This is a genomic window from Halobellus captivus (genome assembly GCF_003697845.1).
Classification (GTDB): Archaea; Halobacteriota; Halobacteria; order Halobacteriales; family Haloferacaceae; genus Halorubrum; species Halorubrum glutamatedens.
Window position 1 is genome coordinate 158165 of the sequence record NZ_RDQE01000006.1, and the last position, 18460, is coordinate 176624.

The window sequence follows — 18460 nt, forward strand, 5'->3', positions numbered from 1 at the left end:
GGCGTCGCGGTCGCTGCTCCCTCGCGCGGTCCGGCTCGCGCCCCGTCGGGCGCTCGCGGGCGCGCGCCAGAACGAGTTTGCTGACTGAGCCCCGCCGCCGGCAGTCATCACCGGCCTCCGTAGCCTTCCGACGGTTTAAATCGCGTCGGCGACCAAGGGACGCCAATGCAACCGACCGCCCTCTCCGGGCTCCCCGCGGGGGTCGGCGAGGCGCTCGAGGCGGAGGGCGTCGCCGACCTGTACCCGCCCCAGGAGGCCGCCGTCGAGGCGGGCGTCCTCGACGGCGAGAGCCTCGTCGCGGCCGTCCCCACCGCCTCCGGCAAGACGCTGATCGCCGAACTCGCCATGCTGTCGGCGATCGAACGCGGCGGGAAGGCGCTGTACATCGTCCCGCTGCGCGCGCTCGCCAGCGAGAAGAAGACGGAGTTCGAGCGGTGGGAGGACCACGGGGTCACGGTGGGCGTCTCGACGGGCAACTACGACTCCGACGGCGACTGGCTCGCGAGCCGCGACGTCATCGTCGCTACGAGCGAGAAGGTGGACTCGCTGATCCGCAACGGCGCGCCGTGGATAGACGACCTCACCTGCGTCGTGAGCGACGAGGTCCACCTCGTCGACGACGCGAGCCGCGGCCCGACCCTGGAGGTCACCCTGGCGAAGCTCCGAAAGGTGAACCCCGGCCTCCAGACCGTGGCGCTGTCGGCGACCGTCGGCAACGCCGACGCCATCGCCGGGTGGCTCGACGCCGAACTCGTCGAGTCGGACTGGCGGCCGATCGACCTCCGGGTCGGCGTCCACTTCGGCAACGCGATCGACTTCGACGACGGGAGCCAGCGGGAGGTCCCGGTCGACCGCGGCGAGGACCAGACCGCCCGGCTCGTCGCCGACGCGCTCGACACGGAGGAGGACGGGCAGGGCGGCTCCTCGCTCGTGTTCGTCAACTCCCGGCGGAACGCCGAGTCGTCGGCGAGGAAGCTCGCCGACGTGACCGGCCCGCGTCTCACGACCGACGAGCGCGACCGCCTTCGCGAGTTGGCCGAGGAGGTCCGCGGCGTCTCCGACACCGACACCTCCGAGGACCTCGCGGACGCGGTGGAGCAGGGGTCGGCGTTCCACCACGCGGGGCTCGCGGCCGAACACCGGAGCCTGATCGAGGACGCGTTCCGCGACCGGCTGATCAAGTGCGTCTCCGCGACGCCGACGCTCGCGGCCGGGGTCAACACCCCCGCCCGCCGGGTGATCGTCCGCGACTGGCGGCGCTACGACGGCGAGTTCGGCGGGATGAAGCCGCTCGACGTCCTCGAGATCCACCAGATGTGCGGCCGCGCCGGCCGTCCCGGACTGGACCCGTACGGCGAGGCGGTGCTGCTCGCGAACGACGCCGACACCAAAGAGGAGCTGTTCGACCGGTACGTCTGGGCCGCCGCCGAGCCCGTCCGCTCGAAGCTCGCCGCCGAGCCCGCGCTCCGGACCCACGTGCTCGCGACGGTCGCCTCCGGCTTCGCCTCGACCCGCGGCGGACTTCTCGAGTTCCTCGACAACACGCTGTACGCCGCCCAGACCGACGACGCGGGGCGGCTCGCCGCGGTCACGGACAGCGTCCTCGAGTACCTCGCGGTCAACGGCTTCCTCGAGCGCGACCGCGAGGGCGGAACGGAGTCGCTCTCGGCGACCGGGATCGGCCACACCGTCTCGCGGCTCTACCTCGACCCGATGAGCGCGGCGGAGATGATCGACGGCCTCCGGGACGCGTGTGCGACCGAGGACGCCGCCGGGGCAACCGCCGGAGCGTACGAGCGGTCGGCGCCGGAGGACGGGATCGAGGAGCCCGGGTTCGGAACGTACAGTCGGGTCGATGACGATTCCGACGGCGGCGAGGAGGAAACCGTCGCCGACGACGAGGACACCGCCGCCGACGACTCGCCTCCGGACGTCACCCCGCTCGGCCTCTATCACCTGGTGAGCCGGACGCCGGACATGTACGAGCTCTACCTGAAGTCGGGGGACCGCGAGACGTACACCGAGATCTGTTACGAGCGCGAGACGGAGTTCCTCGGGGACGTCCCCTCCGAGTACGAGGACGTTCGCTTCGAGGACTGGCTCGCGGCGCTCAAGACCGCTCGGCTGCTCGAGGACTGGGCCGACGAGGTCGACGAGGACCGGATCGCGGAGCGCTACGGCGTCGGCCCGGGCGACATCCGCGGGAAGGTCGACACCGCCGAGTGGCTGTTGCGCGCGGCCGAGACGCTCGCCGCCGACGTCGAGGGAGTCGACGGCGACGCGGTCCTCGCGGTTCGACGGGCGCGAAAGCGGGTCGAGTACGGCGTCCGCGAGCAGCTGCTCGACCTCGCCGGCGTGCGGAACGTCGGGCGGAAGCGCGCGCGTCGGCTGTACGAGGCGGGCGTCGAGACGCGCGCCGACCTCCGGGAGACCGACAAGGCGGTCGTGCTCGGCGCGCTCCGCGGCCGGGAGCGGACGGCGGAGCGGATCCTCGAACACGCCGGCCGCGAGGACCCCTCGATGGACGGGATCGACGCGGACCGGTCGGCCTCCGCGGCGGCGACCGCCGGAAGCGGCGACGGCGACGACGAGGGGCAGGCCAGCCTCGGTGATTTCCGGTGAGGGGTCCGACCGACCCGGACAAAGCGACGGATCCGCCGTCGCCGAGCCACCCCGCACCGGATCCCGAGGTCCGAATCGTCGAGGGAACTCTCGTGGTCGACGACCTCGACGCGTTCCTCGCCTCGCTCGAGTCGATCCGGGAGGAGACCGGCGCGGTCGTCCAGGCGTTCGACGCCGACCGCGTCGTCGACGCCGCCCACCTCCGTCTCGCGACGCGGCTCGCCGCCCGATCGATCGCACGGGACGAGGCGGTCGCCCGCGATCCCGCGGTCGAGATACTGGTGTACGCCGCGGGCCGCCGCCAGATCGACCGTGCGCTCGACCTCGGGGTTTCGCCGGGCGAGCGACGGGCCGCCCTCGTGGTCGGCGATCTCGGCGGTGTCTCCGACGCGGAGTGTCCCCCCGCGGACCTCGAGACGGCCGTCACGTCGGTGGAGGACCTGCTCTCGGACGGACCGGAACCGACGCTCGGCGAGTTCGACGACGGGGCGGTCCGCGACTACTACGGGGTCACCGATCGCGAGCTCGACGCGACCGACGGCGACCTCGCCGACGCCGTCCACGAGCGCGTCGCGCTGCTGGACGTCGAGAAGTGAGAGCACGGGTCGCCGCTCGAAGGCCCGTTCGTTACGCCACGACATACCCCCTTGCTTCCGTTGGAGATCGCAATACAGGAGTACGGTATCGTTCCAGTAGAAACGGAAGAAACGGAGGTGCCGCGACGCATCGGGAGGGGCGTCGGGACGGAGTCCTCGGGACGTCGCGAAGGGAACGTCGTCGCGGAGAAGACGGATAGTCCATCCTGGATTCGAACCAGGGTCGAAGCCCCCAGAAGGCTTCAGGATTGGCCACTACCCCAATGGACTGTGCGCACCATCGCTACTCCACGCGTGTTTGTAAGCGTTGCGCGTCGCGTTCTCCCTGTCACACGCTCGCACACGGAAGTCGCGGCCTCGCACACGACGCCCGTTCGACCGCTCCGACCCCTCCGATCGTTCCCGCCGATCACCCGTCTCTGTCGCCGGACGTGGATCGATCGACGTGTTTTAACCCGACGAATACTCACACCTGTGTATGTACATCGGACGGTTCGTCGTCGTCGGTCCCGGCATCGGCGCGTATCGCGTCTCCTCACGGTCGTTCCCGGATCGGCGGGTGGTCGATCGGGACGGCACGCTGACGGTCGGGCCCACGCCGGACGCGCCGGAGACGGACAACCCGTACGTCTCGTACAACTGCGTTCGGCGGGTCGAGACGCCGACCGGCGAGCCGCTCGCGGTCCTCGGCAACGGCTCGCACGTCGACTCGATAGCCGAGAAGCTCGAGCTCGGCTACCCTGCTCGCGACGCGCTCGCGACGCCGCTCCTCGCGCTCGACTTCGAGAAGGACGACTACGACACCCCGCGGATCGCCGGCGTCGTCGGCGCGGAGACCGCGACGATCGGCACGGTCCGACGCGATGCCCTGCTCGTGGAGTCGGTCGACGAGCCGACGCTCGTGGCGACCTACGAGCGGGATTCGCCGGATGCCTACGATATCGCGGCCGAGGACGCCGAAGCCGCCGCGAGCGAGGTCCTCGGAGCCGACTTCGAGCACCCGGTGTGTGCCGCCGGCGCGACCGTCGACGACGAGGGCGTCTCGCTGGCGTTCGACAACGGGGAGTGACCCGCCGACCGGCGCGTCCGTTCGCCCCTCTTCCGGCTCCCGACGGCTTTTGAGGGAACGGGTCGACGAGCGGGTATGAAGCCCATCACGGCCGCGGCGTATCACGACATCGCGAAGCCGGCGGACCCTCGCGTCTCCCCGGACGGCGAGCGGGTCGCCTTCCTTCGTCGACGGCCGAAAAGCGACGAGACGTACGAGTCGACCGTCCATCTCGTCGAGGCCGGCGACGGCGACGCCGACGAGCCGCGCCGCTTCTCGCTCGCCGAGGGGGCCGACGCGGAGCCGCGCTGGAGCCCCTCCGGCGACCGGATCGCGTTCACCTCCACGCGCGGGCCCGACGACGACCGCCGACAGCTGTGGATCCTTCCGGTCGCCGGAGGCGAGGCTCGCCGGATCACGGACGTCGGCGGCGGGGTCTCCGACGTGGTGTGGTCGCCGGACGGCGATCGGCTCGCGTTCGTCCAGTCGGTGACCGCCGAGGACCGAGCGGCCGACCGCGACCTGTCGGTTCCCGACGGGTACGAGCTCGACGAGCACCCCGACCCGCGGGTGATCGACCGGACGGTGTTCCGCTCGGAGGAGGCGTTCTTCGGCGGGCGGCGGCCGGGGATCTACGTCGTCGACGCGGACGCGTTCGTGGACGGCGTCGAGAGAACGAACGGCGGCGGGAGGGCCGACGGAACCCCTTCGATCGAGCGGGTGACGGACCGCGACGCCGACTTCGGCGCGCCGGAGTGGGGCGACGCCGACACGCTGTATTACACCGAGTCCGTCGGCGGCGATCCCGACGACTCCGACGAGATCGCGATCCACGCGCACGACCTCGCGACGAACGCGGTCGAGCGACTCCACACCACGACGGACTGGGCATCGCCGCTGGCGGCGACCGCCGACGGACGGATCGCGTTCACCCACGCCGAGCCCGACCGCATATCCCTCCGGCAGACGGACCTCCACCTCCTCGACCGCGCGGACGGCTCGGTGATCTCGCTGACCGACGGTCTCGACCGTGACCTCGACGACGGGGTGGCCCCGCAGTGGGGGCCCGACGGCGAGACGCTCTACTTCGCCACGCCCGACGAGGGCGAGACCGCGCTGTGGCACGTCCCCGCCGACGGGAGCACCGCTCCCAAGCGACTCCTCCGGGAGGGGACCGTCTCGGGCGCGACGGTCGGCGGCGACGACGGGGCGGGTCCCGACGAGGTGACGGTCGCGCTCGCGCGAAGCGAGTGGGACCATCCGGGCGACGTGTTCCTGTTCGACGCCGCGGCCGGGACGACGACCCGGCTGACCGAGCTGAACGCCGACCTCCTCGCCGACCGTCACGTCGGCGAGCCCGAGGAGGTCCGGTTCGAGTCCGACGGGACCGAGATCCAGGGGTGGGTCCTCACGCCGCCGGAGTTCGACCCCGACGCGGACGGGAAGTATCCGCTCGCCGTCGAGATCCACGGCGGTCCGCACGCGATGTGGTCGACCGCGGGGACGATGTGGCACGAGTTCCAGACGCTCGCCGCCCGCGGCTACGTCGTCTTCTGGTCGAACCCGCGAGGATCGACCGGGTACGGCGAGGCGTTCAGTCGGGCTATCGACCGCGACTGGGGGGAGACGACCCTCGCCGACGTGACGGCGGGCGTCGACGAGACGATCGACCGGTACCCGATCGACGAGGGGAACGTCCTCGTCACCGGCGGCTCCTTCGGCGGGTTCATGACGGCGTGGGCGGTCGGACGGACCGACCGGTTCCGTGCGGCGGTCGCCCAGCGCGGCGTCTACGACCTCACCGGCTTCTACGGGTCGACGGACGGGGCGTACGGGTTGCTCGAGGGGGACTTCGACACCGTCCCCTCGGAGGAGCCGGGGTGGCTGTGGGAGCAGTCGCCGACCGGCCACGCCCACGAGGTCGACACGCCGACGCTTCTGATCCACTCCGAGGACGACACCCGAACCCCGATCTGTACGGCGGAGCTGTACCACCGGATCCTCCGAAAGAACGGCGTCGGCACCCGGTTGGTTCGCTATCCGCGGGAGGGTCACGAGCTCTCGCGGTCCGGCGAGCCGGGGCATATCGTCGACCGGATCGAGCGGATCGCTCGCTGGTTCGACGGCTACTCCGAGTACCACGACGCGCCGCGCGCTCTCGACCGTCCGGCCGACGCGGGGTTGACGGCGAGCGGGAGAGAGTCGACGACGGAAGCGGAATAACCGGGGCAGTCGGGCGCTCTACAGGCAGTTCACGTCTCGTCGGGATCGAACGCGTCTATCGACTCGTGGACGCCGGCGACCCATTCGTCGAGCGCGTCGTGGAGGAGCCGTTTCGCCTCCGGGACGGGGATCGCGGTGTACTGGTAGACGTACCCGCCCGAGTCCAGCAGTCGGCGGCGGCGCTCGACGAGCCCCTTCTCCCGGAGCGTCGACAGCGACCGGTTCACGTTCGAGCGGTCGCGGTCGAGCACGTCGGCCAGCTCGGCGACGGTGCTGCCCCGATACTCGATGAGCGTCAGGTACGTCCGGCTCTCGTGGTCTCGAATGCCGAAGACGCACGAGAGCACGTGTTCGAACGACGGGGAGACGTCGCCGACGAGGTCCTCGATCTCTGCTTCGGCCATGACGGGGAATCGTCCGCGACGGGATTAAACCTCAGTTTTCCGCGGCGTACCCCATGCGGTCGAGGCAGGCACGCATTTCGGCCTCCTCGCTGTGTCTGTGGAGGCTCGTCGGAGTGTCACAGTGGTACGTCTCGCCGTCGTACCGCAACACCACCTCGTGTGCGCTCCCGGCCACCTGGACGTCGAGGACGACCCGCCGTCCCTCCCGCAGCGCGGCGATGATGTCGTCTGCCGGACGCTCGCCCGGCTCGAGCCGGAGTGGGGACTTCATGACCCCCGGTTCGAGCGGTCGGAACAAAAAGTCCCCGTGTCAGGTCACCGGCCCACGTCAGGTCATCGTCGATTCGGGGCCGCCCTCCTCCTCCGGCGGTTCGACCCCCTCCGCGGCCGCGACGTCCTCGGTGCGTTTCTCGGTCTCGACGTGCCAACGGTCGATCTCCGACTCGTACTCCGCGAGGACGTCGCTCACCTCCGATTTCAGCTCGTCGTCGTTGACGTTCACCTCGAACTCGAAGGTCTCGCCGTCGTCGCCGCGGGCGACCTCGGTGACGTTGGCGCTGATGAGCTCGTTGTCGAAGTAGTACGGCGCCATCTGGGTCATCACCTTCCGGTAGACCGTGTCCTCGACCTTCCGGATCGCCTTCCGGCCCGCCGAGTCGGCGGCGCGGGCGACGTGGTTTATCGACTCGCCCCAGCGCTCAACCGCGCCCTCCGTGTCGTCCTCCTCGACCTTCTCGTAGGATTCGGTGAGCTTCTCGCCGGCCGTCTGGAGGTCGTCTCCCGGGGTCTTTCCCGCCTTCTCGCCGTTACCCTCGCTCACCGACGCCTGCTTCGCGGTCTTCTCGGAGACGTCCTCGTCGATCCGCTCGTGGGCCTTCGGCCGCCAGTCGTCGAACTCGTGGAACGCGTCGCCGTCCACGCCGGTCTCCCGGAGCGCGAGCGTGATCCGCTCGCCGTGTTCGACGACGTCCCCCCAGTCCCCGCGTTGCTTGAACCCGGAGATGCTCTCTTCCATTGGTTGTACGGAACGACGTGTCGGACGAGTATAAGTCTCCCCGTCGAGTTCTCGGCCGCGATACCGCTGCGGCGGGGATCCAGTCCCGACGTGGTCGAGATCCGATATCGACGTGGTCTACTTCCCGTAGGCGATCCGCCGCGCGGCGTCGTCGATCCTGGTCTTGAGGTCGCCGAGGAACCCCGCCGGCGACACCCGCCGGATCGCGGACTCGTCGACCTCGATCCGCTCGCCGGCGAACGGGTCTCGCTCGGCGCGCCCCTCGCCGTCGCTCACCGCGTCGACGACGGTCGACATCGAACACCGCCCGCACGCTTCGGTCCGTTTTTCTCCCTCGGTCATGGGGCTATCTGTCACGATCGTGGATGCGAGTCCACTAAACGGTGTCGACGGTGCGCGTCGGACGCACGAGCGTTCGACGCGATCCCCGTCCGCTTCGACGCTCGGCACGATCCCCGTCCAGTTCCACGCACGTCTCCCCTCGTCTCCCTTCGCCCCGCACCTCCTCCCCCGACGCGCTTTTATATCGCGTGTGGAATCATCACGCATGGGATACCGCGTCGTCGACACGGACTCCGTCGAGCCGGAGCCGGACCGCCCCTGCGAGTGCCGGAAGCTGACGGGGCCGGCGGGGCTCGAGGAGATGGCGCTGAACCGCTTCCGCGCCGAGCCGGGCGAACAGGTCCCGCTCGCGTACCACCACCACGAGACCCAGGAGGAGGCCTTCTACGTCCTGTCGGGGACGCTCGCGGTCGAGACCCCGGATCGGACCTACGAGGTCGACGCCGGCGGGCTCTTCGCCGTCGATCCCGGGAGCCCCCAGCGGGCGCACAACCCCGCGGACGCCGACGGCGCGGTCGAACTGCTCGCGATCGGCGCACCGCAGGCGGACGACGACGCGGTCGCGTACGATCCGGACGCGGTCGACGACTCGACCGACGCCAGTGCCGACCATGAGTGAGAACGCGGAGCCGGGAACCGGTCCGCGACACGACCCCGAGGAGCTCCCCGCGGAGATCCGCGAGAGGGTCCCCGACTACGACGACGAGTACCTCGACCGGGTCTCCGATCGGCTGATGTACAGCTACGATCTGGACGCCGACGTCGTCGTCAACGGGGAGCGGTTCGATCTGTACGCGGAGATGCGCATGCGGAACCAGAAGCAGTTCCTCCACCCCGCGTTGAGCTACGCCGACCACGAGACGAAGGAGTACGTGTTCGCCCGACGGGTCCCGACCCCGACGGTGGCCGAGTTGGAGCGGCTCGTCGAGCTCGGTCACGGGATAGCCGACGAGCGGGTGGAGGGGGACGAACAGCACTACGGCACCGACATCACGTTCGTGCTCGTCGGCGACCGCGTCCCCGGTGACGTCGCCGACTTCGTCGACGGCTTCCGCGACCGGACCCTGCTGAAGTTCGGCTACTACGGCCACTACGAGGTGAACCTGATCGTCGTCGCGCCGGAACGCGAGGAGATCGTCGACAGCGAGGCGGCGGGCGTCACCGGAGCCTTCCGGCTCTGGGAGCCGGTCGAGACGCCCGACGAGGGCTTCTTCTCGCGGTTCGCGAAGCGGTTCTGGCGGTAGTCGGCGGTCGCTGACGGATCTGCGCGCGTGAGAGGAGGGAGTTCGCGAGCGGGAGCCGAACCGGTCGAGCGGTACCGACCGTCAGTCGTCGCCGGGTTCGGCGGCGGGTCGGCTCCCGCCCCGCACCGTCTTCAGGTTACCGTAGCCGATCCGGACGAGCGACAGCGCGAGCCCGATCAACACGAGCGCGAGGACGATCTGCGCGCTCGAGGAGATCTGTGCGCTGAGCGTGTCGGCGCCGCCCTGGATGAGGTTGACGTAGAGGTTCTGGTAGAACGCCAACCAGAGCAGCCCGAGCACCGTGATCGTCACCATGATCGCCATCGGCACGCCGGTGGTGACGAGCTGTTTGGAGTCGTCCCAGTTCGCGATCCAGATGGTCGCCGTCAGCAGCGCCAGCGCGGCGAGCAGCTGGTTCGCCCCGCCGAACAGCGGCCACAGGGTCGCCCACTCGCCGGAGATCACGAGCGCGTACGCGATCCCGATCTGAATGATCGGGTTCGTGTACCGTCCGCGGGCGATCGAACCGAAGTCGCCGGAGAGCCCGCTGACGGTCATCCCGTCGTCCATGCCGACGATCTCCTCCATCATGTACCGACCCAGCCGAACGGCGGTGTCGGTCGACGTGAGGAGGAAACTCACCAGGACGAGCGCCATGAACACCGCGCCGATCGTCTCGGGGATCCCGAGGCTCGTGAGGATGATCCCGCCCCCGGACGCGAAGTTGGGGAGCGCACCGCCGATCCCGCCGGCCGCGGCGTCGGCCACGAAGCCGGCGACCGCGAGCGTCGACAGCGCGAGCGCCGCCAACAGCCCCTCGCCGAGCATCCCGCCGTAGCCGATGAGGCGGGCGTCGCTCTCCTTGTTGAGCTGTTTCGAGGTCGTCCCCGAGGAGACGAGCGAGTGGAACCCGCTTATCGTCCCGCAGGCGATGGTGATGAAGAGCAGCGGGAAGAGCGGATACAGCCCCGCGGCGTCGACGCCCCAGAATCCTTCGAACGCAGCGATCGACGAGTCGACGACGAGCGGCTGGCTCGAGGTCGCGAACACCGTGCCGACGATGATCGCGACGATCCCGCCGCCCACGCCGGAGTACAGCAGGAACGACGAGAGGTAGTCACGCGGCTGGAGCAACACCCACACCGGGAGCGCGCTCGCGATTCCCCCGTACACCATGATCACCGGGACCCACGCGGCGGTGTTAGCGCCGACGGCCGCCGCGCCGGGGACCCAGCTCCCCGATCCGAGTCCGAGCGCCTCGGAGAGGACGAACGCGTCCCTCCCGGCCTCGAACAGCGCGAACGGGTACTGGATACCGAGCCAGATGCCGGCGAACACGCCGGCGACGAACAGTATCGTCCCCGGGATGAACGGGCCGTTGAGCTGGTAGAGGTACACGCCGAAAGCAAGCGCGAGCGCGACGTACACGAAGCTCGCGGTCGTCACCTCCGGGTACGCGTTGAACACGATCCCGACGACGAGCGCGAACACCGCGACGACGAGGATGATCGTGAGGAACGCGAACCACAACAGGAGGTCCTTCCCCTTCTCGCCGACGTACTGTCCAACGATGTACCCGATCGACCGCCCCTCGTGACGGATCGATCCGGAAAGCGAGATGAAGTCGTGGACCGCGCCCATCAGCGGGTTGCCGATGGCGACCCACAGCAGGGCGGGGACCCATCCCCAGATGGCCCCCGCCGTGATCGGGCCGACGATCGGCGCGCCGCCCGCGATGCTCGAGAAGTGATGCCCCAGTAGCACCGGCTTCTTCGCCGGTACGTACTCCTGTCCGTCCTCGTACTTGTGTGCCGGCGTCTCGCGGTCGTCGTCGAGGTCGACGAAACGCGAGAGGTACCGCGAGTACCCCATGTACCCGGCGGTGAACGTCGCCAGCACGGCAACTACGATCCAGATTACACTTGTCATAGGTTCCCTGCCTCGTGCTACGGATTTTCGAACGACGTGTTAAATATTACCATCATCCGTGATAATTGCGGGCGCGACGGCTAGGAAATCGGGCTACCGAGCGACGTCCCCATTTATTTTCGACGTATTTGTACTTGTTCTCTAGAATATTCGTTCGGTATCAATCACGCGCGCTCCGGCTCCGCGGGTTCGACGTCGAGTTCGGCGGCCACCTCCGCCAGGAGGTCGCCGCGAACCTCCCGGGTCCGTGACTCGATCGTCGCGAGCAGCGGCGGCTCGAACCCCTCCTCGACCTGCTCGATCCGCTCGCGCTCGGTGGCGACCCGGTCGCGGAGGTAGCGGGCCCCGCGGCCGTTCTCGTCGTCGTCCGGCTCGGGAGTCAGCTTGTTCGCGACGAGCCCGCGGACCGTCAGGTCGCGGTCGGCGAACGCCTCGATCGCCCGGCCCGTCTCGTTGACCGACAGCTGGTCGGGGTTCAAGACGAGGAAGAAGGCGGCGTCCTCCCGGAGCGCCTCGCCCGCGTACTCGAAGAACTCCTTGCGCTTCTGAAGCCGGGCCAACACCGGGTCCCCGTCCATCATCCGTCTGGCCTCCCTGTCGCCGATCGCCGCCTTCTCGAAGAGATCGATCGACTGGCGGCGTTTGTACATCAGCCGGTCGATCCAGTCGCCGAGGAACTCCGGCAGCCCGAGCAGCCGCAGCGTCGACCCCGTCGGGGCCGTGTCGAAGACGACCCGGTCGTACGGCTCGCCCTCCTCGCGCATCACGCCGACGAACGCGTCGAAGAGCGCCGCCTCGTACGCGCCGGGCGTCCCGTGGGACATCTCCAGCTGGCGGTTGATCTCGTTGACCATCGCCGCGGACACCTGCTCGGAGAGCCCCTCGCGGATCTCCGAGAGGTGTCGCTGGACCTCGTCGTCGGGGTCGATCTCCATCGCGTCGAGCCCGTCGACCCCCTCGACCGGGGCCGGGTCGTCGTCGAACCCCTGGTCGAAGACGTCCGATACCGAGTGTGCGGGGTCCGTCGAGACGACGAGCGTCCGCAACCCGGCGTTCGCACACTTGTAGCCGTACGCACACGAGACGGTGGTCTTGCCGACGCCGCCCTTCCCGCCGAAGAACACGAACCGCTCCATCAGAAGTGGTACTGCTGGCCCTTGCGCTCGATCAGGCTCTCACGGTCCCACAGCCGGCGCTCCCACGCCTCGAACTCGTCCTCGAGGTACGGGAGCAGCTCGGCCGTGTAGTACGAGACGGGCGAGGGGATCCCGAACGCGTCGGGGAAACACGCCAGCATGAACGCGTCCTCGGCGTCCTCGGCCTCCTTCTCGATCTTCTCGTAGGCCGGATGGGTGATCATCCCGTGGTAGAGGCCACGGAGCCACTCATCGAGGGCGGCACGGAACGCCGCGATCCGATCGGCGAGTGTCATCGTTCTTCATGGCCGGGCGACCGCCGTAAACCTGTCGCGGGTGGGGTCGGGGCGCGGAAGGGAGGGGAGGGGTGCGGAAGGGAGGGAAACGGTCGTGGATCGTCGGCTCAGGCCGAGGCGCCGTCGGTGACTTCGGGCTGGTCCTCCTCGTCGTCCTCGTCGCCGAACTCCGGACGGTCGGGGTCGAGGTTGGGGCCGTGGGTTCCGTCGCCCATGGAGAGCCAGACCAGGTACAACATGGCGGCGACCATGGCTACCGTCGCGACGATCGCGGCGATCCCGGTGACGGGAACGAGACTCGTCATGTCCGGCGTTCGGTGGGGACGGCGTATCAACGTATCGGCTTTCGACGAGCTCGCACCGCCCGCCCGTCCACGGACCCTCGCCGCCGGGGAGTTGAAGGACGCTCGGCCTCGACTCCCCTCCATGAGCGACCGGATCCCGGTGACCGTGCTGTCGGGCAGCCTCGGGGCTGGAAAGACGACGCTTCTGAACCACCTGCTGTCGAACGCCGGCGACCGCGACGTCGCGGTGCTCGTCAACGACATGGGCGACGTGAACGTCGACGCGGAGCTGATCGCGGAGGGCTCCGAGCTCGACGTCGACGACGGGGTCACGGAGCTGTCGAACGGCTGTATCTGCTGTGAACTCCAGGACGACCTCGAGACCGCCGTGGTGCGGCTGGCCAACGAGCGCTCCTTCGACCACCTCGTCGTCGAGTCCTCGGGGATATCCGAGCCCGCGCCGGTCGCCCGGCTGTTCACGACCGAGTCGCGGGCGGCCGCGCGCTATCGCGTGGACGCGCTCGTCACCGTCCTCGACACGCGGCTGTTCCTCGACTCCTTCTCCGGCGTCGACGAACCCGAACGGCGCGGCACCGACGCGGAGGGACGCCCGCTGTCGGACCTCCTCGTCGAGCAGGTCGAGGTCTCGAACCTCGTCGTCCTCAACAAGGCCGACCTGTGTACCGACGCGGAGCTCGACCGCGCGGAGGAGCTCGTGGCCGCGCTCCAGCCGGACGCGGAGACGATACGCACCGAGTTCTCCGCGGTCGACCCCGACCGGCTGCTCGACGTCGACCTCTTCGACGAGGGGGAGGTCGCCGGGCTCCCGGGCTGGAAGCGCGCGCTCGACGACTCCGATCACGGGAGCGGGGATCACGACGACCACAACCATGACGAACACGACCCGGACGGCCACGCCCACCGCCACCCCGACGAGGTGTACGGCGTCACCTCGTTCACCTACCGGCGACGGCGGCCGTTCCACCCGGCACGGATCGCGGCGGCACTGCGGGACCTCCCCGAGGGGGTCGTTCGGTCGAAGGGGACGCTGTGGGTCGCCGGAACCGAGCTCCGCCAGCGGGTGGCCCAGGCGGGGCCGTCGGTCCGGATGACCGCGCCCGGCCCGTGGATCGCGAGCCGGCCGAAGGTCGAACGCGAGATGCTCCGATCGAACCGCCCGGAACTCGACTGGCACGACGAGCACGGCGACCGCGAGACCGCGTTCGTCGTCATCGGGACCGAGTTCGACGAGGCCGCGCTCGTCGACCGACTCGACGACGCGCTCGTCACCGACGAGGAGTGGGAGCGGGTCGAGACGGGCGAGCATCTCGACGACTCGGATCCGTTTCCGGACGAGGCGGACGACGAGGTCGTGCTCCGGGAGCCGTGAACGGACCCGTTCCGCCGCTGTCGGCGGGGACGATCGACGCTCCCTCGGGGATCGACGTGACCGTCGGACAGGGGGTCGCCGGCGGTGCAGTCGCCGCCTTCCTCACGACGCTCGCCGTCGCCGCGGTTCTCGTTGCGGTCCGCCCGGCGTACGTCGAGCGGATGACCGACGCCGTCCTCGAGCGGCCGGCGTCGTCGTTCCTCTACGGGCTCTTCTTACTCCTCGCGCTGTTCGTCTCGGTGTTCATGCTCGCGATCACCGGGATCGGCCTCCTCCTCGCGGTCCCGCTGCTCCTGGTCGCGTACGTGGTGTGGGCGGTCGGCGCGGCGGTCGCCTACCTCGCGGTCGCCGACCGGCTGGTGGGCCACGACGACGGCTGGCCGAAGGCGATCCTCGTCGCCGCGGCGCTCAACGGCGTGCTGGCCGCGACGGGCGTGGGCGCGCTCGTCGCGCTCGCGATCGGCGCGACGGGGTTCGGCGCGGTGCTCGACGACTGGTTCGGGTGACTCGGGCCGGTCGTTCCCCTCAACAGGCGCAGCCGGTGCCGCTCGCGCGCTCGAACCGCATCGACTCGCCGCAGTCGGGACAGATCGGGGTCCCCTCCGCGTCGCGGTCGAGCCCCTCGTCGTCGACGTCGACGTCGCGGACCCGCGTCCCGCAGCCGTCACACCAGTACGCACCCGCGGAGTCGCCCTCGCCGGACGCGCCGGGCGTGCGCTGGGTCGACGACGCGAACGCCTCCGTGACGGTGTCGAAGATCCCCATGACCGGCGATCGGGTCTCGATCCCCCTCATCCTATGGGTGGTGTGTGAACGTCGCACACATCCGGTCGCCGCGGCGGCCGTCTAGGGCGGACCGCAGCCGGCTCAAAGCAGCGGAACCGTCAGCGCCGCGAGGACCACGCCGAACCCGACCGCGGCGTACAACAGGCGCTCGAAGCGCGGTCCGACCGGGAGCGGGCCGGCGTCGACCGCGGGCGCGCCCCTGACGAGTTGTGCGTACGCTACGACCGCGAGGACGACGAAGGCGACCGCCGCCGCCGAAAGCGACGTCGACAGCGAGAACCCGTAGGCGAGCCCGTAGATCGGGGCGATCGAGAACACGAGCATGAACGCGAGGCCGACGCTCACCAGGAACGGCACCGGATCGACCGGCTCTCCCCGTCGGTTTCGCGGGAAGCGGGGTCGGACCATATCCCCTCCTCGGTTCCGCACGAACAAAGAGCTAAGTGCCGGTCGTTCCCGTCTCCACGCATGAGCGAGGAGCGGAAGGGCCTCTCCGACGGGGTCGACGAGTCGCGCGGCGACCCGCGGGTGGTGCTCGCGATGAACGCCGTCCTGTCGCTGTGGCTGGGGTGGACGATCGTCTGGGGGCTCGACCTCCTCGGGGTGATGGAGTACGGCCCCACCACGGTCGCGGGCGTCGCGCTCGCGATCTTCGCGGTGACGTACGTCGTCGTTCTCCGGTGACGCGTCTCCCGGACGAGTAGCGACCCCCGGACGGGTAGCGACCCCCGGACGGGTGACGCCCCCGAACGTGTGGCAACGCTTTAGAACGAACGTCACGACTCATCGGATAATGACCATCGAGGACCGTGACAACGCGTATCTCATCACCCACGCGCTGGCGAAGGACACCCTCTCGCGGCTCCGGGACGTCGAGACCGAGCAGGTCGCCTTCCGGAAGGGGCTGGTGAAGCTCGGCCGGATCTGCGGTTACGAGATCATCGACGGCGCGATGGGGACCGAGTACGTGCCAGTCGAGACGCCGCTGGCGGAGACCACCGGCGAGCGCGTGAAGGGGCTCGACGACGTGGTGATAATCAACGTGCTACGGGCGGCGACCCCGTTCGTCGAGGGACTGTTGAAGGCGTTCCCCCGGGCGAAACAGGGGGTCATCTCCGCCGGACGCGACGAGGAGGCCGGCATGAACGAGGACGGCGAGTTCCCGATCACGATCGACTACGTGAAGCTACCCGAGATCCGTCCCGCCGACACCGTGATCGTCGCCGACCCGATGCTCGCGACCGGCTCGACGATGTGTGCCGTCCTCGAGCACATCCTCGCGGAGGCCGACGGGTTCGAGGACCTCTTCGTGCTCTCCGCGGTCTCCGCGCCCGACGGACTGATCCGCGTCGGCGAGGCGTTCCCCGAGGCCGACCTGTTGACGGTCGCCATCGACGACCGCCTCGACGACGACGGCTTCATCGTTCCCGGGCTCGGCGACGCCGGCGACCGCGCCTTCCGGACGACGTGAGGCAGAGGAGGGACGAGGTGGGACGGTCCGGGGTGAACCGTCGCCGTCCGTGACGGGTTTTTAAGAGCTCGCGCCGCGAGCGACCCGTATGAGCGACGCGACGACGACCGAACCCTGTGACGCCTGCGGGGAGCCGACGACGGACGCGCTCGCCCGGACGGTTCGACTCAGCGTCGATCGGGCGAACATCGACACGCAACGGCTCTGTCCCGAGTGTTTCGCCGAGTGGATCCAGCGCTACCAGGCGGAGATGGGCGGCGGGACGGACCGGGATGGCGGCTCCGACTCCGAGATCATCGTGGACTGATCCCCGCCGACCGCCCGGCTTAAGACACGCCGGGACCGACGGTGAGTCAATGAGCCTCGCCATCGACGCCGCGACTCCCGACGCGCCCGACTGTGCGGACGACGGGACCTGGCTCGCCTGTATCGCCTGCGGCGAGACGTTCGCCCCGTTCGAGGACGTCCGGTACACCTGCGACGAGTGCGACGGCCTGCTCGAGGTCCGCTACGCCGACCCGCCGACGTTCGACGACTTCGGCGCGGGCGCGGACTCCGAGGGCCCCGACCGCGGGGTGTGGCGCTACCGCGAGGGGCTCCCCTTCGACCTCGGCGTGACGCTGCCGGAGGGCGACACCCCGCTCCACCGCGTCCCCCGCATCGAGGAGTCCGTCGGGGTCGACGCGCTCCGGATCAAACACGAGGGAATGAACCCCACCGGCTCGTTCAAGGACCGCGGGATGACCGTCGGCGTCCGGGTCGCTCAGGAGCTCGGCGTCGGCGCGCTCGCCTGCGCGTCCACCGGCAACACCTCGGCCGCGCTCGCGGCCTACGGGGGCCGCGCCGACATGCCGACGCTCGTGCTCCTCCCGCAGGGGAAGGTCGCCGCCGGCAAGGTCGCACAGGCGAGCCTCCACGGCGCTCGCATCCTCGAGGTCGACGGCAACTTCGACGCGTGTCTCGACATCGTCCAGGCGCTCGCCGCGCGCGGCGAGGCGTACCTGCTCAACTCGCTGAACCCGTTCCGCCTGGAGGGTCAGAAGACGATCGGCTTCGAGATCGTAGAGGAGTTCCACGCCGACTACGGGACGTACCCCGACCGGATCGTCCTCCCCGTCGGCAACGCGGGCAACACCTCGGCGCTGTACAAGGGGTTCCGCGAGCTGGTCCAGTCGGGCGCGCTCTCGGTCGACGAGGTGCCGAAGCTGACCGGCGTCCAGGCCGAGGGGGCCGCCCCGATGGTCGAGGCGATCGAGGAGGGCAACGACGAGATCCGGCGGTGGGAGGAGGTCGAGACCCGCGCGACCGCGATCCGCATCGGCAACCCGGTCAACGCGCCGAAGGCCATCCCGGGGATCCGCAACACGGGCGGGACCGCGGTCGCCGTGAGCGACGAGGAGATCACCGAGGCACAGCGCCAGCTCGCGGGCGAGGGCGTCGGCGTCGAGCCCGCCTCCGCGGCGAGTCTCGCCGGGCTGAAGAAGCTCCGCCGCGAGGGCGTCGTCGACGCCGACGAGACGGTGGTGTGTCTCACGACCGGGCACCTGCTGAAGGACCCGGACGCCGCTTACGAGGCCGGGGGCGACCCCGAACCCGTCCCCAACGACGTCGACGCGGTCGTCGAACATCTGGACGGGTAGCCGGGTCGATCGCGCGGACGGTCAGGGGGGAGAG

General features: G+C 69.8%; 22 protein-coding genes and 1 tRNA gene. 12 read left to right on the forward strand and 11 right to left on the reverse strand.

The genetic code is table 11. The annotated features are described in order from the left end of the window. The first annotated feature begins 165 nt into the window (after positions 1-165). Together EAO78_RS08865 and cgi121 are read left to right on the forward strand one after the other, a co-directional pair. Complete coding sequence (locus EAO78_RS08865) at positions 166-2622, forward strand: ATP-dependent DNA helicase (RefSeq protein WP_122105483.1); 2457 nt, start codon at positions 166-168, stop codon at positions 2620-2622. Then, positions 2619-3218, forward strand: coding sequence for a KEOPS complex subunit Cgi121 (cgi121, locus tag EAO78_RS08870; RefSeq protein WP_122105484.1), 600 nt, complete (start codon positions 2619-2621; stop codon positions 3216-3218). Before EAO78_RS08865 ends, cgi121 begins: the two co-directional genes overlap by 4 nt. Before the next feature lie 197 nt (positions 3219-3415). Here the strand turns inward: cgi121 and EAO78_RS08875 are convergent. Continuing rightward, positions 3416-3488: transfer RNA gene (locus EAO78_RS08875), tRNA-Gln, on the reverse strand. A 208-nt stretch (positions 3489-3696) separates the two neighbouring features. Between EAO78_RS08875 and EAO78_RS08880 the strand changes: the two genes are divergently transcribed. Then, entirely contained in the window at positions 3697-4287 is a 591-nt protein-coding gene (locus tag EAO78_RS08880) for an IMP cyclohydrolase (protein ID WP_122105485.1), read from the forward strand. Between the two features lie 75 nt (positions 4288-4362). Further along, positions 4363-6489: a S9 family peptidase gene (locus EAO78_RS08885; protein ID WP_122105486.1), complete on the forward strand. Its 2127-nt coding sequence runs from the start codon at positions 4363-4365 to the stop codon at positions 6487-6489. Between the two features lie 29 nt (positions 6490-6518). Here the strand turns inward: EAO78_RS08885 and EAO78_RS08890 are convergent, their stop codons facing one another. The 4 genes from EAO78_RS08890 to EAO78_RS08905 form a co-directional block, all read right to left on the reverse strand. Further along, positions 6519-6893, reverse strand: coding sequence for a helix-turn-helix domain-containing protein (locus EAO78_RS08890; RefSeq protein ID WP_122105487.1), 375 nt, complete (start codon positions 6891-6893; stop codon positions 6519-6521). Positions 6894-6924: 31 nt separating this feature from the next. Continuing rightward, positions 6925-7164 carry a hypothetical protein gene (locus EAO78_RS08895; protein WP_122105488.1) on the reverse strand — a complete coding sequence of 80 codons (240 nt, stop codon included), beginning with the start codon at positions 7162-7164 and terminating at the stop codon, positions 6925-6927. 57 nt (positions 7165-7221) lie between these two features. Then, complete coding sequence (locus EAO78_RS08900; RefSeq protein WP_122105489.1) at positions 7222-7908, reverse strand: DUF5828 family protein; 687 nt, start codon at positions 7906-7908, stop codon at positions 7222-7224. A gap of 117 nt (positions 7909-8025) precedes the next feature. Continuing rightward, positions 8026-8250, reverse strand: coding sequence for a hypothetical protein (locus EAO78_RS08905; RefSeq protein ID WP_122105490.1), 225 nt, complete (start codon positions 8248-8250; stop codon positions 8026-8028). Between the two features lie 205 nt (positions 8251-8455). Between EAO78_RS08905 and EAO78_RS08910 the strand changes: the two genes are divergently transcribed. Beyond that, complete coding sequence (locus EAO78_RS08910; RefSeq protein ID WP_122105491.1) at positions 8456-8869, forward strand: cupin domain-containing protein; 414 nt, start codon at positions 8456-8458, stop codon at positions 8867-8869. Then, positions 8862-9494, forward strand: a complete 633-nt coding sequence (locus tag EAO78_RS08915) for a hypothetical protein (RefSeq protein ID WP_122105492.1) — start codon at positions 8862-8864, stop codon at positions 9492-9494. The genes EAO78_RS08910 and EAO78_RS08915 overlap by 8 nt, the downstream gene beginning before the upstream one ends. A gap of 81 nt (positions 9495-9575) precedes the next feature. Here the strand turns inward: EAO78_RS08915 and EAO78_RS08920 are convergent, their stop codons facing one another. The 4 genes from EAO78_RS08920 to EAO78_RS08935 form a co-directional block, all read right to left on the reverse strand. Further along, positions 9576-11423, reverse strand: a complete 1848-nt coding sequence (locus tag EAO78_RS08920; RefSeq protein ID WP_122105493.1) for a carbon starvation CstA family protein — start codon at positions 11421-11423, stop codon at positions 9576-9578. Between the two features lie 164 nt (positions 11424-11587). Then, on the reverse strand, positions 11588-12559 hold the full coding sequence (locus EAO78_RS08925; RefSeq protein WP_122105494.1) for an ArsA family ATPase: 972 nt from the start codon (positions 12557-12559) through the stop codon (positions 11588-11590). Next, a complete protein-coding gene (locus tag EAO78_RS08930) occupies positions 12559-12855 on the reverse strand; it encodes a hypothetical protein (RefSeq protein WP_122105495.1) in 297 nt (98 codons plus the stop codon). Before EAO78_RS08930 ends, EAO78_RS08925 begins: the two co-directional genes overlap by 1 nt. A gap of 107 nt (positions 12856-12962) precedes the next feature. Further along, positions 12963-13160 (reverse strand): hypothetical protein, encoded by a 198-nt coding sequence (locus tag EAO78_RS08935; RefSeq protein ID WP_122105496.1) that lies wholly within the window; start codon positions 13158-13160, stop codon positions 12963-12965. A gap of 121 nt (positions 13161-13281) precedes the next feature. On the opposite strand from EAO78_RS08935, the gene EAO78_RS08940 reads away from it, so the two are divergent. Then, positions 13282-14529 carry a CobW family GTP-binding protein gene (locus EAO78_RS08940; RefSeq protein ID WP_122105497.1) on the forward strand — a complete coding sequence of 416 codons (1248 nt, stop codon included), beginning with the start codon at positions 13282-13284 and terminating at the stop codon, positions 14527-14529. Next, positions 14526-15035 (forward strand): hypothetical protein, encoded by a 510-nt coding sequence (locus EAO78_RS08945; RefSeq protein WP_122105498.1) that lies wholly within the window; start codon positions 14526-14528, stop codon positions 15033-15035. Before EAO78_RS08940 ends, EAO78_RS08945 begins: the two co-directional genes overlap by 4 nt. Before the next feature lie 19 nt (positions 15036-15054). On the opposite strand, the gene EAO78_RS08950 is transcribed toward EAO78_RS08945, so the two are convergent. Beyond that, on the reverse strand, positions 15055-15294 hold the full coding sequence (locus tag EAO78_RS08950; protein ID WP_122105565.1) for a hypothetical protein: 240 nt from the start codon (positions 15292-15294) through the stop codon (positions 15055-15057). A gap of 102 nt (positions 15295-15396) precedes the next feature. After that, positions 15397-15723 (reverse strand): hypothetical protein, encoded by a 327-nt coding sequence (locus EAO78_RS08955; RefSeq protein WP_122105499.1) that lies wholly within the window; start codon positions 15721-15723, stop codon positions 15397-15399. A 60-nt stretch (positions 15724-15783) separates the two neighbouring features. Between EAO78_RS08955 and EAO78_RS08960 the strand changes: the two genes are divergently transcribed. The 4 genes from EAO78_RS08960 (at position 15784) to thrC (ending at position 18426) form a co-directional block, all read left to right on the forward strand. Beyond that, on the forward strand, positions 15784-15999 hold the full coding sequence (locus EAO78_RS08960) for a hypothetical protein (protein WP_122105500.1): 216 nt from the start codon (positions 15784-15786) through the stop codon (positions 15997-15999). A 109-nt stretch (positions 16000-16108) separates the two neighbouring features. Then, positions 16109-16786, forward strand: coding sequence for a uracil phosphoribosyltransferase (upp, locus tag EAO78_RS08965; RefSeq protein ID WP_122105501.1), 678 nt, complete (start codon positions 16109-16111; stop codon positions 16784-16786). 88 nt (positions 16787-16874) lie between these two features. Beyond that, on the forward strand, positions 16875-17093 hold the full coding sequence (locus EAO78_RS08970) for a DUF7569 family protein (protein WP_122105502.1): 219 nt from the start codon (positions 16875-16877) through the stop codon (positions 17091-17093). A 49-nt stretch (positions 17094-17142) separates the two neighbouring features. Beyond that, positions 17143-18426, forward strand: coding sequence for a threonine synthase (gene thrC / locus EAO78_RS08975; RefSeq protein WP_122105503.1), 1284 nt, complete (start codon positions 17143-17145; stop codon positions 18424-18426). Positions 18427-18460: the final 34 nt, after the last annotated feature.